The sequence below is a fragment of the Cupriavidus phytorum genome, assembly GCF_003254285.1.
Classification (GTDB): domain Bacteria; phylum Pseudomonadota; class Gammaproteobacteria; order Burkholderiales; family Burkholderiaceae; genus Cupriavidus; species Cupriavidus phytorum.
This window is the reverse complement of sequence record NZ_QKZN01000002.1, coordinates 606,038-620,227: the sequence shown is the minus strand read 5'-3', so window position 1 is coordinate 620,227 and position 14,190 is coordinate 606,038. Positions and strand designations below refer to the sequence as shown.

The 14,190-nt window shown below is 69.0% G+C and carries 12 protein-coding genes; 8 read left to right on the top strand and 4 right to left on the bottom strand.

Features of this window, described 5'->3' with window-relative positions; all coding sequences use genetic code 11:
• Positions 1-6: 6 nt before the first annotated feature.
• Both C7416_RS08255 and C7416_RS08250 read right to left on the bottom strand, forming a co-directional pair.
• Positions 7-1,317, bottom strand: coding sequence for an NAD(P)/FAD-dependent oxidoreductase (locus C7416_RS08255; protein WP_111518009.1), 1,311 nt, complete (start codon positions 1,315-1,317; stop codon positions 7-9).
• 32 nt (positions 1,318-1,349) lie between these two features.
• The gene (locus C7416_RS08250; protein WP_111518007.1) at positions 1,350-2,777 is read right to left on the bottom strand and encodes a homospermidine synthase; all 1,428 of its coding nucleotides are present in this window, start codon (positions 2,775-2,777) and stop codon (positions 1,350-1,352) included.
• Positions 2,778-3,028: 251 nt separating this feature from the next.
• Between C7416_RS08250 and C7416_RS08245 the strand changes: the two genes are divergently transcribed.
• Positions 3,029-3,499, top strand: coding sequence for a hypothetical protein (locus C7416_RS08245; protein WP_240988166.1), 471 nt, complete (start codon positions 3,029-3,031; stop codon positions 3,497-3,499).
• Between the two features lie 70 nt (positions 3,500-3,569).
• On the opposite strand, the gene C7416_RS08240 is transcribed toward C7416_RS08245, so the two are convergent.
• On the bottom strand, positions 3,570-7,685 hold the full coding sequence (locus tag C7416_RS08240) for a putative Ig domain-containing protein (RefSeq protein ID WP_111518003.1): 4,116 nt from the start codon (positions 7,683-7,685) through the stop codon (positions 3,570-3,572).
• A 456-nt stretch (positions 7,686-8,141) separates the two neighbouring features.
• Between C7416_RS08240 and C7416_RS08235 the strand changes: the two genes are divergently transcribed.
• The 5 genes from C7416_RS08235 to C7416_RS08215 all read left to right on the top strand — a co-directional run bounded on the left by C7416_RS08235 (position 8,142) and on the right by C7416_RS08215 (position 11,864).
• Positions 8,142-8,690: a phage tail protein gene (locus C7416_RS08235; RefSeq protein ID WP_111518001.1), complete on the top strand. Its 549-nt coding sequence runs from the start codon at positions 8,142-8,144 to the stop codon at positions 8,688-8,690.
• A 9-nt stretch (positions 8,691-8,699) separates the two neighbouring features.
• Entirely contained in the window at positions 8,700-9,236 is a 537-nt protein-coding gene (locus C7416_RS08230; RefSeq protein WP_111517999.1) for a phage tail protein, read from the top strand.
• Positions 9,237-9,273: 37 nt separating this feature from the next.
• Positions 9,274-9,795 carry a phage tail protein gene (locus tag C7416_RS08225; RefSeq protein WP_111517997.1) on the top strand — a complete coding sequence of 174 codons (522 nt, stop codon included), beginning with the start codon at positions 9,274-9,276 and terminating at the stop codon, positions 9,793-9,795.
• Positions 9,796-9,822: 27 nt separating this feature from the next.
• Complete coding sequence (locus tag C7416_RS08220; RefSeq protein ID WP_111517995.1) at positions 9,823-10,335, top strand: GNAT family N-acetyltransferase; 513 nt, start codon at positions 9,823-9,825, stop codon at positions 10,333-10,335.
• 299 nt (positions 10,336-10,634) lie between these two features.
• Positions 10,635-11,864, top strand: coding sequence for a hypothetical protein (locus C7416_RS08215; protein WP_111517993.1), 1,230 nt, complete (start codon positions 10,635-10,637; stop codon positions 11,862-11,864).
• Between the two features lie 30 nt (positions 11,865-11,894).
• Here the strand turns inward: C7416_RS08215 and C7416_RS08210 are convergent, their stop codons facing one another.
• Positions 11,895-12,746 carry a helix-turn-helix transcriptional regulator gene (locus C7416_RS08210; RefSeq protein ID WP_111517991.1) on the bottom strand — a complete coding sequence of 284 codons (852 nt, stop codon included), beginning with the start codon at positions 12,744-12,746 and terminating at the stop codon, positions 11,895-11,897.
• Between C7416_RS08210 and C7416_RS08205 the strand changes: the two genes are divergently transcribed.
• Together C7416_RS08205 and C7416_RS08200 are read left to right on the top strand one after the other, a co-directional pair.
• Entirely contained in the window at positions 12,745-13,665 is a 921-nt protein-coding gene (locus C7416_RS08205) for a TVP38/TMEM64 family protein (protein WP_240988167.1), read from the top strand. The two genes, C7416_RS08210 and C7416_RS08205, sit on opposite strands and share 2 nt — an antisense overlap.
• A gap of 192 nt (positions 13,666-13,857) precedes the next feature.
• Positions 13,858-14,190, top strand: a complete 333-nt coding sequence (locus tag C7416_RS08200; protein WP_111517987.1) for a helix-turn-helix transcriptional regulator — start codon at positions 13,858-13,860, stop codon at positions 14,188-14,190.

Here is a 14,190-nt window from a genome sequence, read left to right as displayed (position 1 = left end):
TGGCCCCTACAGCAGGTCGCGAAGCTTGTAGTACCACATCCCCAGCACCAGCGCGGGGGTCCTGAACATCGCGCCGCCCGGGAAGCGGTGATGCCGGATGCGGGTAAAGACATCGAATCTCGACGCATCGCCGCTCATCGCCTCGGCGATCAGTTTGCCGGCCATGCCGGCAAACGACAGCCCGTGGCCGGAGAATCCCTGCGCATAGTAGAGGTTGCTGCCGATGCGGCCCAGGTCCGGCGCCCGGTTCATGGTGATATCGACGAAGCCGCCCCAGGAATAATCGATATTCAGGTCCGCGGTCTGCGGAAAGACCTGCAGCATGCGCGCGCGGATGCGCTGCACCAGGTTGCCCGGCGGGCGCGCGCTGAAGGTCTCGCCGGCCCCGAACAGCAGGCGGTTGTCGGCGCTGAGACGGAAATAGTCGACGATCAGGTTGTTGTCGGATACCGCGACCCGGCTCGGCATCAGCGCGGCGGCACGGTGCGCCTCCATCGGCTCGGTCGCGATCATGTACGTGCCCACCGGCATGATGCGCGCGGCGATTTCCGGCGCCAGATGGTCGCCGAACTCGCCCAGGTAGACGTTGCCCGCCAGCACTACCTGCCGGCACCGCACTTCGCCCTCGGCGGTCTTCACCACCGGCGCCTGGTCGCGCTCGACGCGATACGCAGCCGAATTCTCGAATACCTCGACACCCTGCCGGCGCGCCGCATCGCCCAGCCCCAGGCAGTACTTGAGCGGATGCAGGTGGCCCGAGTGCGGGTCATACGCCCCGGCGACAAAGCGGTCGCTGGCGACATGGCGGCCAAGGTGCGGACGTTCGACCCATTCGAGCGGATAGTCATAGCGCTCGCGCATATGGCGCACCCAGCGGCGCAGGCCGTCGACCTTGTGCGCCCTTGGCGCCAGCGTCATGTAGCCGCGCACGTGGTCGCAGTCGATGCCGTAGGTGGCGATGCGCTGCTCCAGCAGGCGCATGCCCTCGACCGATGCGTTCCAGGCCGCCTGCGCGACCTCGGCCGGGCACTGGCGCTCGATCGCGCCCTCCCCCTCGGCGCCGAAGCCGACGATGGCCTGGCCGCCATTGCGCCCGGAAGCGCCCCAGCCGATCCGCTGCGCCTCGAGCAGCGCGACATGGAAACCGCGTGCGGCCAGTTCCAGCGCGCACGACAGGCCGGCATAGCCGCCGCCCACCACGCACACCTCGGCCTCCGTGCGTCCCTGCAACGGCGGGCTCGGCGCGGGCCGCGCGACGCTCGCCTCGTAGTACGAGTTTTCGATGACGCCCAGTTCTTTTTGCAGCAGCCCCGACATCGCCTTCGGCTCCGGTTGCACCCGGCCTGCGCCTACGGCACGCGCACGTTGACGAACTGCCAGGGGTCTTCGTCGCCCGGTTCCGGATACAGCCGCGAGTGCTGTGCCAGCGGCGTCCATTCGCCATAGACGCCGACCAGTTCGCCCAGGTAGGGCCGCGCGACGCGCAGCACGGCTTCGTAATCCAGGTCATCGGGCTCGACCACGCCCGCGCGCGGATGCTCCAGCGCCCACACCATGCCGCCCAGGATGCCCGCAACCACCTGCAGGCTGGTGGCGGTGTTGTGTTCCACCAGCTGCCGGGCCTGCTCCGTGGTCAGCCTGGAGCCGTACCAGTAGGCGCCGCGCGCATTGCCCATCAGCAACACCCCGAGCTCGTCCATGCCGGCGACGATGTCGTCGCGCAGGATGCGCTGGTGGTCCTGCTTGCGCCCGCCGTTGCCCATCAGCTCCTCGATCGACAGCAGCGCGTCGTCGCAGGGACGGTAGGCATAGTGCACGGTCGGCCGGTAGACGACTTCGCCGTTGTCGCGCAGGGTCAGGTGGTCGGCAATCGAGATCGATTCGCCGTGCGTGATCAGGTAGCCGTGGAAAGGGCCGCCCAGCGGCGTCCAGCTGCGCACGCGCGTGCCGAATCCCGGCCGCGTCAGGTACACCGCCGCATCCGAGCCGAACCCGTGCCGCTTCGCGTCCGCGGGCCAGTGCCGCTCGTGCGTGCCCCAGCCGAGCTCGGCCGGCTGCATTCCTTCCTCGATGAAGGCGTCGACCGACCAGGTATTGATGAACTCGTTGGCAACCTTGCGCCGGTCGCCCACCTGAGTGTCCTGCTCGGCGATATGGATGGCGCGGATATCCAGCTGCCGCGCCAGTGCCGCCCAGTCCTCGAAGCTTGCCGGCCGCTCATGGTCGACGTCATTGTCCGCCGCGATATTGACCAGCGCCTGCTTCACCAGTGCCGACACCAGGCCGGGGTTGGCGCCCTGCGTCAGGATCGCGGTGGGCCCGTCGCGCTTGTCGAGGCGGAACGCCAGCACGCCTTCGCGCAGCGCATAGTTGCTGCGGCGTGACAGCGGCGCGGCCGGGTCCGTGGCCGCCCCTGCCCACGGCTCGATCGAGGTATCCAGGTACAGCGCGCCGTGCTCCCAGCAATAGCGCACCAGCGCCTCGCTCGAGACATTGACCGACAGGTTCAGCAGGAAGTCGCCCTGGCCGACGAGGTCCTGCAGCACTTGCTTGTGGTTCTCTTCGGTCAGCGCCTTGGTCAACACCCGGATGCCATAACCCTGCGCGATCGAGAGATCGTTGCCCGCCGGACAGATCACGGTGATCTGCCCCGGCGTGATGTCGAGATGGCGCAGCAGCACCGGCAGCGCGGAACGCGCGATGCTGCCGAAACCGACGATCAGCATGCGGCCGTCCAGGCGGCCGAATTTCTTGAAGGTGGTTGCCGGCGCGTCCATCGTGTGCTCCCGAGATACCGCCGCTGCGGAGATGACTTCTATCTCTGATAAGCAATCCGCATGCCGGTCGCCCGGGTTGCGCCATGCGCAGCGATATGCCGCTGCCTGCTGCCGCGCACACCGGCCGATGTGGCCTCAGGTAACTATTGCCGCCGCACCCCGGCAAACCTTGCAACGGTGTGCGCGCCAGCATGCGCGCCGGGCTGGAACGCCCCTTGCGGCTACGGTGCTTCCAACGCAAGGAGACGACGATGAAAGCTCGGACATGGATGATGGTGTGGCTGGCCTGCACGGCGCTGGCAAGCGGTGCGGCAGTGGCGCAGGGCGCCGGCGGTGCTGGCGGTGCTGGCGGTGGCTCGGGCGGCAGCTCCGGCGGCGGCAGCGCCGGCACGGGTCCGTCGGGAACGACCGGCACGCCGGGCAGCCCGGGCACGCCCGGCACCGGCACCAGCATGACCGACGGCGGCGGCAAGGCCGCCAGCGGCGACACGCACGGCAGCTCGCGCTCGTCGGCCGGCAAGCGGCATGGCACCGACGCCGGCGCCGGCCGCGCGGCGGGGGCATCGGGCGTGGCCGCGCCCTCGGGCTCGACCGGTTCGCCGTCGGTGACCGGCTCGGGGACCACGCGTGGCGGCGGACTGGACGCGCCCAGCACAGGCACGGGCGGTACCGGCACCACCGGACCGTCGGGCGGCGCGCCTGGAACCGGCATGGGCCGCTGAGCGCGCTGACTGAGCGCGCTGACTGAGCGCGCCAACTAACGGGACAGCAGCACGGGCGCGGCGCCTCCGTCTAGAACGGCGCCGCGAACGTCAGCCGCACGCCCTGCTGCACCCCGCCCATACCGACCATCACGTTGTAGTCGAGCCCAAACGTCATCGAGCGCGTGCGCAGCTTGCCGCCCAGCCCCAGCTGCAGGCGGTCGCGCCCGTATGGCGCGTTGACCACCGTGTAAGCGGGGCCGGTGCCGGCAAGGTCGGCGTACGCCAGCCCGGCCCCGCTCTGGCCGCTGAAGTCATGCTGGTACTCCAGCCGCGCGAACGGCAGGAACAGCCCCCATCGCGTCGCCGTAGCGTATTCCGTGCGCAGCCCGAGCGTGCCGGACACCGTGGTCACGGTCTGGCCGAAATACTTCAGCGCGCTGAAGCCGGCGCCGGTCTCGGTGAACGGATCGAGCGTGCTGTCGGACACCGACAGCCGTCCGTACGGCGAGACCAGCCAGGCCTCGCTCCGATACTCGTATCCCGCCGACAGCGAGGCAAAGATCTGGTGCCCGTCGCGCTCGCCGTAGGCGAACGCGCTTTCGTCGCCGACCCAGCGGCGCGAATCGAAACTGAGCGAGCCGTAGCCGGCGACACCGTCGATAAACAGCGACGGCTGCGGCCGGTAGCTGCCGTACAGCGCGGCACTGAAACTATCCGCCGTGCTGCGCGTGCCGGCCGAGCCCACGTCGGTGCTGTCGCGGCCATAGCCGAAGCCGATGCCGAGTGTGAGCTGGTCGGAGAAGCGGTAGTCAGCCCCGGCGGTCACGCCACCCGTGGTGAAGCGGAAGCCCGAGCGCTGCGTCGCCGCGTTGGCGAAGCCGAAATCTACGGTGCCCGCGGTCCAGAACGCCAGGCGCGCGTCGTCGGTGTCGTCCGCGCCAGCCGCGTCGGCGCCGCTGCCGGGGTCCGCGCCGCCGGGCAGGTCCGGGGCGTTGCCGGTGCCAGCGCTGGCCTCGGCGGTCGCGCGCGCGGTACGGGAGCTGGTCGCGGGGCCGGGCCCGCTTCCGCGCTGGCCTGTCGAGGCCGTGCCGCGCAGGCAGGCATCGCGCGCGGCGAAGCCTTCGACCGCCTGGCAGCGCTCCGGGTCCGCCTGGGCGCGCGGCATCACCACCGAGATCTGGTTGCCTGACGGCGCCCTGCCCTTGCCGTGCAGCGCCTCCAGGCGCTGGTTGTAATTGGCGATCTGCGCGGTGGCGAAGCGCCGTGCCGCCTGGATCTGGGCATTGACCAGCCCCACCACGTCAGGGTCGGTGGACGGATCCCGGCGCGCCGCCACGGCCACCTGGATCAGCGCCGGCGACGACGTCGCCACGGCATTGCTGAGGGTATAGGTCACCACCGCGGTGCCGGCGAAGGTGGCCGCCGGGGCGAAGTTTACGGTGTAGGCGGTGGCGGCGGGCTGCCTGCCGTCGACCGCCGGCGTCTTCGGCGCGGCACTGCCGACGGTGGCGGTGCCGGCGTCGGCGGGCACCACCGATACGATCGCGGCGCCGATAAACGGCCCGCCGCTGGCACCCTCGGTCACGTCGACATCGACGGGCCGGCCCGCCAGCGTCGACACCTGCTTCTGCGCCACCGGCACCGGCACCGCGTTGACCGTGATGGTAACCGGCACCGGCGCCGAGGTCCCCGCGCTGTTGACCAGCGCATACGTGAACGTGATCGGTCCCGACGCGGTCGGCACCGGCGTATAGATGATGTCCAGTCCGTTCACCACGGCGCTGCCGCTGCCCGGTGGCGTGACGATGCTGACGCCGGAGAAGGGACCGTTGGCGGCGTTGGCGGCGGCATGGATCGTCACCGGCGCATTCGACAGCGTGGTCACCGCCACCGGCGGCGCCGAAGGCATGCCCTGTCCCGTTGCCAGCGTATAGACGCGGCTGATGCTGTACGGGGCGCCGGTGCCGGTGCTGCTGTCGGTCACGCGCACCGTGAAGGTATGCGTGCCGGCCGTCGGCGGCGTACCGCTGAGCACACCGGTGGACGGGTTCAACGACAGGCCCGCGGGCAGCGTGCCGGCCGCCACGGCAAAGGTGTAAGGCGCGGTGCCGCCGCCCGCCGTAAACGCCTGGCTGTACGCCACCCCTGCCACTGGAGCCTGCAGCGACGCGGGCGACAGGCTCAGCGCCGGCGCGCTGACGGTCAGCGTGTAGGCCTGGCTGCCGGTATAGGGGCCGGTGCCGGTGCTGCTGTCGGTGGCGCGCACGGTGAAGTTGTAGGTGCCGCCGGCGGTCGGCGTGCCCGACAGCACGCCGCCTGCCGACAGCGACATGCCGGCGGGCAAGGCGCCCGCCGTGATCGCAAACGTGTACGGCGCCGTGCCGCTGGCGGCCGTGAGGGCCTGGCTGTAGGCCGCGGCGACGGTCGCCTGCGGCAGCGTGGCCGGATTGATGACGATGGTCGGCGCACCGATCGCAAGGCTGTACGCGCGGCTTCCCGTAAAGCCCTGGCTGTCGGTCGCCTGGACGGTGAAGTTGTAGGTGCCGCCGGCCACCGCGGTACCGGCAATAGCGCCGGTACTGCTGTTCAGCGTCAGGCCGGGCGGCAAGGCGCCCGCGACCAGGCTGTAGGTGTAGGGCGCGGTGCCGCCGGTCGCCGTCACGCTCTGGCTGTACGCGACGCCCAGCGCGGGATTGGCCAGCGTCGCGGGTGCCAGCGTGACCGTTGGCGCGGCGATGGTCAGCGCATAGGCGCCGGCCACGCTGTACGGCCCAGTTCCCGTGCTGCTGTCGTTGGCCTGGATGGTGAACGACACGGTGCCCGCCGTGCGCGGCGTACCGGACAGCACGCCACTCGCGCTGTTGAATGCCAGTCCGGACGGCATGGTGCCGCCATTGACCGTGATCGAGTAGGAATACGGGCCGGTGCCGCCGCTCGCGGTGAAGGCCTGGCTGAACGGCGTGCCTGCCGCCGCGCTCAGCACGCCGGGCGCCGGCGACAGGCTCATCGCGGCCCCGCCCAGCACCAGCGACAGCATGCCGCTGGTGACGCTGAACGGCCCGGTTCCCGTGCTGCTGTCCGTGGCTCGCACGGTGAAGTTGAAGGTGCCGCCAGCCGTCGGCGTACCCACCAGCAAACCCGAAGCAGACAGCGTCATGCCGGGCGGCAACGAACCCGACGCCACCGCATAGGTGTACGGCCCGGTTCCGCCCGTGGCTGCTGCCAGCGAGTGGCTGTAGGCCCCGCCCACCGAGCCCGGCGGCGGCGATGCCGGCGCGTAGATGAGATTCGGGTTCGTCACCGTGATCGTCACGGTGGCGGGAGCGGACGTGCCGGAAGCGTTGGTGGCCGTATAGGTGAAGCTGTCCGGTCCGGCGTAGGACGAGATCGGCGTATAGGTGATCGACGTACCGCTGGCGATCGCCGTGCCGTGGCCAGGCGGCGACGCCACGCTGACGCTGGCGGCCGCGCCGCCGGTGAGGTTCAGCGTGATGGGGTTGCCGGCGCTGCCATACGCCACCGTGGCGCTGACGTTGTTGGCCACCGGGGGCGCCGAGACATAGGTGAACCGGCCGGCGGCGCTGGTGGCGCTGGTGCCGGCGGTGGTGGTCACGGTCACGTCTACGGTGCCGGCCGCGCCCGCCGGCGCGGTGGCGCTCAGCGAGGTCGGGCTGTTGACCACGAACGATGCGGCCGCGGCGCCGAACCTGACCGCGGTCACGCCGACAAAGTTTGTGCCGGTAACGGTCACAGCGGTGCCACCGCTGGCCGGGCCGGACGGAGGCGTCACGCCGGTCACGGTCGGCGGGCCGGCCGCGACGTTGAAGTACACCGTGCCGGCGGGCGACCAGGTCGCGCCATTGTCGCTGGTATAGAAGACGGCGCTGTCGATGCCGGTGAAACCGGCGGGCGGCGTGTAGACAAAGCCGTTCTCGTTCTGCCCGTTCGGCAGGTTGCCGTTGTAGACATAGAGCGTGCCGCTCTGGGCAGTCGGGGTGGTTTGCATCGGGGCGCCGAAGTTGCCGTTGCCGATGGCGTCATAGGCGATGCCGAACTGGTTCGGATCGCAGGCGGTGTAATCCGCGGCGGTGAAGGCATAGACCTTCTGCTGGTTGGACGTGGCGGCGATGTTCAGCGTGCACGAGACGGCAAATGCCGGCGCCGGCGACCCCAGCAGCAAACCCAGACACAGTGCCACCAGCACCGATCCGAACCCGCAACGCCAGCCCCGCCACCACCGATGGACTCGTACGACGGCCCCCACCGTCCGCTCCGCGCGCTCAGCGCTGGCGCAACCCCTGGCTTGTCTTGACACCCGATTTCTCCCGACACCCGCGGCTTGCGGCGGGTTGCCATTGCCGTCGTCGAGCGCGGCGCGCCGATGCTTGGCCGGGCGCGGCTCGGGACGGGCGTTGTTATTTTTGTTGACTTTCCGCTGGCATCGCCAACACTTCGGTCTGTCTGTGAATCGCGCGGGATGGGCTGCGGAACGGGCCGCAATCGTGATGCGGCCCGGTGCAGAAAATACGTCAAATCGATCAATACGTAATTGATCAAATTTGATAACAGATATCAAATTTAATTAAATCAGTATCGATGCGACGCCGTTGGCAGGGAGGCGCCGCGTCTTTTGGGTGTTGTTCAACCGGGGAGGCAGATCTTGGAACAGTATCTGGGGGAAATCCGGCTGTGCGCGTTCGCGTTTGCGCCGAAGGGCTGGGCGCTGTGCGACGGCGCCTTGTTGCCCATCGCGCAGAACCAGGCGCTGTTCAGCCTGCTCGGCACGCAATACGGCGGCAACGGCACCACCAATTTCGCCTTGCCCGACCTGCGCGGCCGCACGCCGCTGCACCGCGATCCCGACGGCATCGCACAGGGCCAGATGGCGGGGGCCGAGGCGGTCACGCTGACCACCGCGCAGGTGCCAGCCCACAGCCATCCGTTCAACGTCTCTTCCAGCCCGGCGACGGCGCTGAATGTCGGCGTATCGCAAGACCGCATGCTGGCGGCCAGCAACCTCTACAACCCCAACGATCCGTCGGTGTCCGGCCCCGGCGAACTGTTGTACGGCACGCCTGACTCGCTCACGCCATGGCTGGACGAGGCCTGCGGCAGCACCGGCGGCGGACAGCCTCACGACAACATGCAGCCGTCGCTGGTGCTGAACTACATCATTTCGCTGGCCGGCATCTACCCGAGCCGGGGTTGAGGAGACATCATGGCGCAACCGTTCGTGGGTGAGATCCGCATGTTTGCAGGCAACTTTGCACCGGCGGGATGGCAGTTCTGCGCTGGCCAGACGCTCAGCATTGCCCAGTACGAGATGCTGTTCTCGCTGCTGGGCACTATCTACGGCGGCGACGGCACCACCACCTTCAGGCTGCCCGACCTGCGCGGCAACCTGCCGCTGGGCCAGGGCACAGGACCGGGACTGAGCGCACGCACCATCGGCCAGGCCTTCGGCAGCCCCAACATAACGCTGCTGCCGGGCCAGATCCCCGGGCACACCCATCCGATCCAGGCGACCAACACCATGGCCTCGACGGTGACGCCGGGACCGGACGTGCTGCCTGGCACCACGCCGTCGCCCAACGCGTTCTACGACGCCGGCACCGCCAACCCGCCCGGCAAGAACGCCTTTGCGGCCGGCACCGTCGGCATGAGCGGCGGCACCCAGCCGCACAGCAACCAGATGCCGACGCTGTCGCTGAACTACATCATCGCCACGGATGGCATCTATCCGTCGCAAAGCTGAGCACCGGGCGCAAGCCAACCTGGACAACGGAGGCCATATGTCAGACCAGTACCTGGGAGAAATCCGCATCTTCGGCTGCGCCTACCCGCCGGCCGGCTGGGCCGCGTGCGACGGCCAGTTGCTGGCGATCCAGCAGAACCCGGCGCTGTTCTCGCTGCTCGGCACCCAGTACGGCGGCAACGGCACCACCAACTTCGCCCTGCCCGACCTGCGCGGCCGCGCGGTGACCGGGCCGGTCGACAACCAGCCGGGCAATCCGCAGGGCACGGCCACGGTCACGCTCACCGCGGCGGAAATGCCCGCGCACAACCACCTGGTCTACGGCGATACCGCGCGCGCGGTGTCCACCGAGGCCAGCGCCAGGCTGCCCGCCCGCTTCATGCTGCCCAACAACCAGAGCTGCATCCCCGTCGACGCCTCGCCGGCACCGGTCATGACCACGTTGTCGCCGCAGGCCGTGGGCACGGCCGGCGCCAGCCAGCCGCACGAGAACATGCAGCCCTGCACCGCGCTGATGTACTGCATCGCGCTGACGGGCGCCTATCCGCCGCGTCCATAGCCCCCCGATGACCGCCGATGACCGCCGATGACCACCATCGCCGTGCCCGGCATCGCGCTGCGGCCGGTCGTCGCGACCGATGAAGCCTTCCTGGCACGCCTGTACGCCACCACCCGGGACGCCGAAATGCACCGCACCGGGTGGAACGAGGCGCAGCGCGCCAGCTTCCTCGCCATGCAGTTCTATGCCCAGCAGCGCGCCTATCAGGCCTACCCGGATGCCGAGTTGCTGCTGATGCTGCGTCACGGCGAGACCATCGGGCGCCTCTACCTGCAGCACAACGCCCGCGCGTTGCGCGTGATCGACCTGTCCTTGCTGCCCGAACACCAGAACCGTGGCGTCGGCGGCAGCGTGCTGGCGGCGGTGCAGGCGCTGGCCGGCAACGCGGGCAAGATCGTCGTGCTGCATGTGGAACGGCACAACCGTGCGCAGGCGCTGTACCGGCGGCTCGGTTTCCGGACGGTGCACGACGACGGCATCTATCGACGGATGGTCTGGGACGATCCCCGCTCCATTGCCGAAGGGCCCGCGCAGGCCTGAGTCAAACGCCGCTTGCTGCCAGCGGCCGTCATGCCGCCCTGCCCGCTCCCCCTAATCCCGATGAGTAATGGCGACCGGCATGGCGCGATCCTATATTGCCCCAGCAGCATGCATGTCCGGCGCAACGCGCACCGCGCGACGCAATGCGACATCGCTGCACGGAGCGCGGGCCACAGCAACGACTCAGCCGCCAGCCGCGCTTCCGTTCCGCATCCCGATCAATAAGGCGGCACGTTGTTGCAGGGGTAAATGCCGTTCCCGTTGCTTCATGAACGATTCGAGATCCGAGGGGTAACACCATGAACGCTCCAACCGTCAGTGCATTCGACTTTTCATCGCCCGGCGCCGTGCAGTTCAATGCCGGTGCGCCAGGCATCATCCTGAACGCCAGCACCGTGCACGTGCTGGCCTGGATCTATGTGGACAGCGCGGGACTGCCCGCCGACCAGAAAGTGTTTTCGCTCTCCCAATCGCTGATCCTGGGCGTCGGCACCGCCGGTGGCGACGTGCCGCTGCTCTATCCGGAGGTGTGGGACAACGCCGGCAACCGCTACACCTTCCAGGCCGGGCAGATCCCGACTGACCAGTGGAGCCTGGTGGAAATGATCTGGACCCAGGGCCAGAGCCTGGTGGGGCTGGTCAACGGGGTGCAGGTGCAATCGGTGCCGGTGTCAGACAATCCGCTGCAGCCACCGGTTGCCGACGGCACCAGCTATGTGGGCGCGTTCTGGGACAGCTACTCGTATCCGTTCTGCGGCATGGTGCAGTCGGTGCTGCTGACCAACGGCGCCGACCAGACCGCCACGCAGGGCTTTGCGCTGCAGCCGTCGGGCGCGATCAGCAACTGGGGACCGAGCGGCCCGGTGTTTATCGGCGGCGCCAGCACCGTGACGCTCGACACGCCGCCGGCGACGCCCTACGGCGCACCGGACCAACCGCCCGCGCCCACCTACGTCGGCGAGCAGATGCCGGCCACCGTCACGTCCAGCACGCCGTTCGCCATGCTGGTGCCGGGTACGGACAGCAGCACCTACACCATCCTCGGCATCAGCCAGGTGTGGCAGCAGTTGGTGGAGCTGACCGGACAGCCCGGCCTGGACACCGGCTACGAGGTCGACGTGACCACCGGCGTCAGCATCACCGACAGCGAAACGCAAACCCTCGGCGTCAGCCTGGGGCTGGAGTCGGGTTTCGATATCGGCGTGTTCAGCGCCAAGGTCAACCTGACGCTGTCCTATTCGGTCTCGTTCACCGAGGAATTGTCGATCACCGAAGCCACCACCATCGCCAAGCGGTTCGACATCGACAAGCCCGACGTGGCCACCACCGGAATCTGGTGGCAAGCCGTGCCGACCCTCACCACGTTCCAGGTGGTCAACAACATGAACACGGTCGGCGCCAGCGTGCAGGACCCGCTGCCGGAGATCACCGCGACGGTCTATCCGCCGCAAAGCCAGCGCACGCTGAAGACCGGGACCAGCCCGCTGGCCGGCAAGGCGAGCACGGCGCGGCCGTCGCTCAGGCTGTAGCGCAGCGCCCAGCCACCGCCAGCGCCACGCTCAGGCGGCTGCGCCTCGCGCGCGGGCGGCCGCCTGCAGGGTCCACAGCGGCGGCCATTGCGAGAACGGCGGCACGGTGTGCGCAATCGCCGCCACGCCGTGCCGGCCGCCCGCGCCGACCTTGTCGTAGATCACGCGCGCATGCACCTTCACGGTGTCGACGCTGACACCGAGGATGGCCGCGATGTCCTCGTTCGACTTGCCTTGCGCCAGCCATCCGCACACCTCGAGCTGGCGCGGCGTCAGCGTCGGAAATGCCAGCCGCAGGCGCTCGGCCGGCCCCAGCCTGGCGACGGTGCGCTGCTGCGCCTGGCGATAGCAGCGCAGCAAGTGCGGGCGCAGCGCCTGCAGGCGGTCGCGGTCGCCGTCGCTGAACGGCGGGCTGCCGCTGACGCGAAGGCTCACCACGGTGACCACATAGCCCTCGTGCTCGAACACGATCGCCAGCAGCCGCCGCGCATTCGACGGCAGCAAGGCTTCCCGCGCCATCGGCAGCGCCATGAACTCGTCATCGCTGAAGAAATCGGATTCGCGCAAGGCGCGTTCGCCATAGAACGCCGGGTCGTACTGCCAGAACGGATGGGTGAGGCGGTGCCTGGCGAAGGCCTGCATGCCGCGCGCCCGCGCGGCGGGGTCATCGTCCACCGAGACCAGCGCGCGGAACGCCTGGCTGCGATGGTGGAATTCGGCATAGGCGACGACGTCGCCGTCGGTCAGCCTGGCTACGCTGGGGAACAGCACGTCCGGCAGCGCCAGCAGGTCGGGCTCGTGCTCGTACAGGGAGATCACTTCATCCCGGAATGCCTGCAGCTTCTTGTCCTCTGACGTCAGGGCGGTCGGTGAGGGGCGCATGCTTGCCTTTCGCCTGCGGCGGCACAAGGGTAACGACAAGAATGATGAAAATGCCAGACCGTCGGATTGTAGCGTGCCGCACGCGGCGGCGACATGCGGCGGCGTCACGCGAGTGCGCTTCAACCCGCCCGCCTGCGGCCACCACCCGCGTCGACGGCAGCCTGTGCCGAAACTTTGCCCCCGGCCCGGCGTTCTAAATTTTCATATGCTGAGCAAATTGTCTGCCACATTGTCTGGGAAGCGGCACACCCTCCGGCGCGCGCTCTGGTTCTGGCTGGCGGTCGGCACCGTGGCCGTGCTGGGGGTCGCGGTCGCGATGTCGCCCGCCTTCAAGGACCTGATCGATCAGGCGGTCGACTGGGCGCGCGAGATCATGGCACGGCACCCAGGCGCGGGGGCGCTGGTGTTCTTCGTGTTCTCGGCCGTTTCGGCGATGCTGGCCTTTGCCTCGAGCGTGGTGCTGGTGCCGGTGGCCAGCGAAGTATGGGGCAAGCCGCTGACGGTGCTGCTGCTGTGGGGCGGCTGGCTGGTGGGCGCGTGCGCGGCCTTCGGCATCGGTCGCCTGGCCGGTCCGCTGCTCGCCCGTATCGGCTACGCGGACAAGCTGGAGAAATACCGGGGCTATGTGTCGAAGCGGATGAAGTTCTGGGCGGTGCTGCTGTTCTGCATCGCGGTGCCTTCGGAAATCCCCGGCTACCTGTTCGGCACCATGCACTACCCCTTCCTGAAATTCCTCGCCGCCATGGCCCTCGCCGAAGCCGTCTATGCGTTCGGCATCGTCGTCGCGGGCGAAAGCCTGGCCATCGACCAGCCCCTGCACTTCCTGGTCGCCGTGGCGGTCCTCGGAGTGGTGGCGGTCGCGGCCGGCCTGGCGCTGCGTGCGCGCAAGCACCGCACCCGCCGCCTGCCGCAGCGCTGACAAGACTGGTATGCGGGGCGTTGGCGCCACCGCGGCCGCTCGGCTGCGCCCGGCGCCTCACAGGTTTCGCCCGATAATCCACTAATACAGGAAATAGCCTGTTTTTACAAATAACAGGCCAAAGCTTGTAAATCCGCGTAACAGGCAATATCCTGTATCTGTCCGGCCGCCGGCCGGGTCCGGGAACGCGCCATGCACTACGCCATCAAGACCGTCCACCAGTTGCGTCCGATTCTGCAGGGATTCCGCAAGTCGCGCGGCATGACACAGGCCGTGATGGCCGAGCACCTCGGGGTTACGCAACAGACCTATGCCGAACTGGAAGCCAACCCCGCTGCCGTGAGCGTCGAACGCCTGTTGCGGGTGCTGCGCGTGCTCGGCGTCGAACTCGTGCTGTCGCAGGCGGAGGCTGGCACTACCGCGCAGCCCGCGCCCGCCCGCCCCCGTGCCAAGCCCGGTACGCCGGCAGGCAAGACCGCGCCGGCCCGGCCCGCGACCGGCCGGCGCCCGCGCGAGGACTGGTGA

Bases quoted from the DNA above. Each gene is read 5' to 3' on its own strand.
- C7416_RS08250 (WP_111518007.1), bottom strand. From the start codon at position 2,777: ATGGACGCGCCGGCAACCACCTTCAAGAAATTCGGCCGCCTGGACGGC.
- C7416_RS08225 (WP_111517997.1), top strand. From the start codon at position 9,274: ATGTCAGACCAGTACCTGGGAGAAATCCGCATCTTCGGCTGCGCCTAC.
- C7416_RS08215 (WP_111517993.1), top strand. From the start codon at position 10,635: ATGAACGCTCCAACCGTCAGTGCATTCGACTTTTCATCGCCCGGCGCC.
- C7416_RS08205 (WP_240988167.1), top strand. From the start codon at position 12,745: ATGCTTGCCTTTCGCCTGCGGCGGCACAAGGGTAACGACAAGAATGAT.
- C7416_RS08245 (WP_240988166.1), top strand. From the start codon at position 3,029: ATGAAAGCTCGGACATGGATGATGGTGTGGCTGGCCTGCACGGCGCTG.
- C7416_RS08210 (WP_111517991.1), bottom strand. From the start codon at position 12,746: ATGCGCCCCTCACCGACCGCCCTGACGTCAGAGGACAAGAAGCTGCAG.
- C7416_RS08230 (WP_111517999.1), top strand. From the start codon at position 8,700: ATGGCGCAACCGTTCGTGGGTGAGATCCGCATGTTTGCAGGCAACTTT.
- C7416_RS08255 (WP_111518009.1), bottom strand. From the start codon at position 1,317: ATGTCGGGGCTGCTGCAAAAAGAACTGGGCGTCATCGAAAACTCGTAC.
- C7416_RS08220 (WP_111517995.1), top strand. From the start codon at position 9,823: ATGACCACCATCGCCGTGCCCGGCATCGCGCTGCGGCCGGTCGTCGCG.
- C7416_RS08200 (WP_111517987.1), top strand. From the start codon at position 13,858: ATGCACTACGCCATCAAGACCGTCCACCAGTTGCGTCCGATTCTGCAG.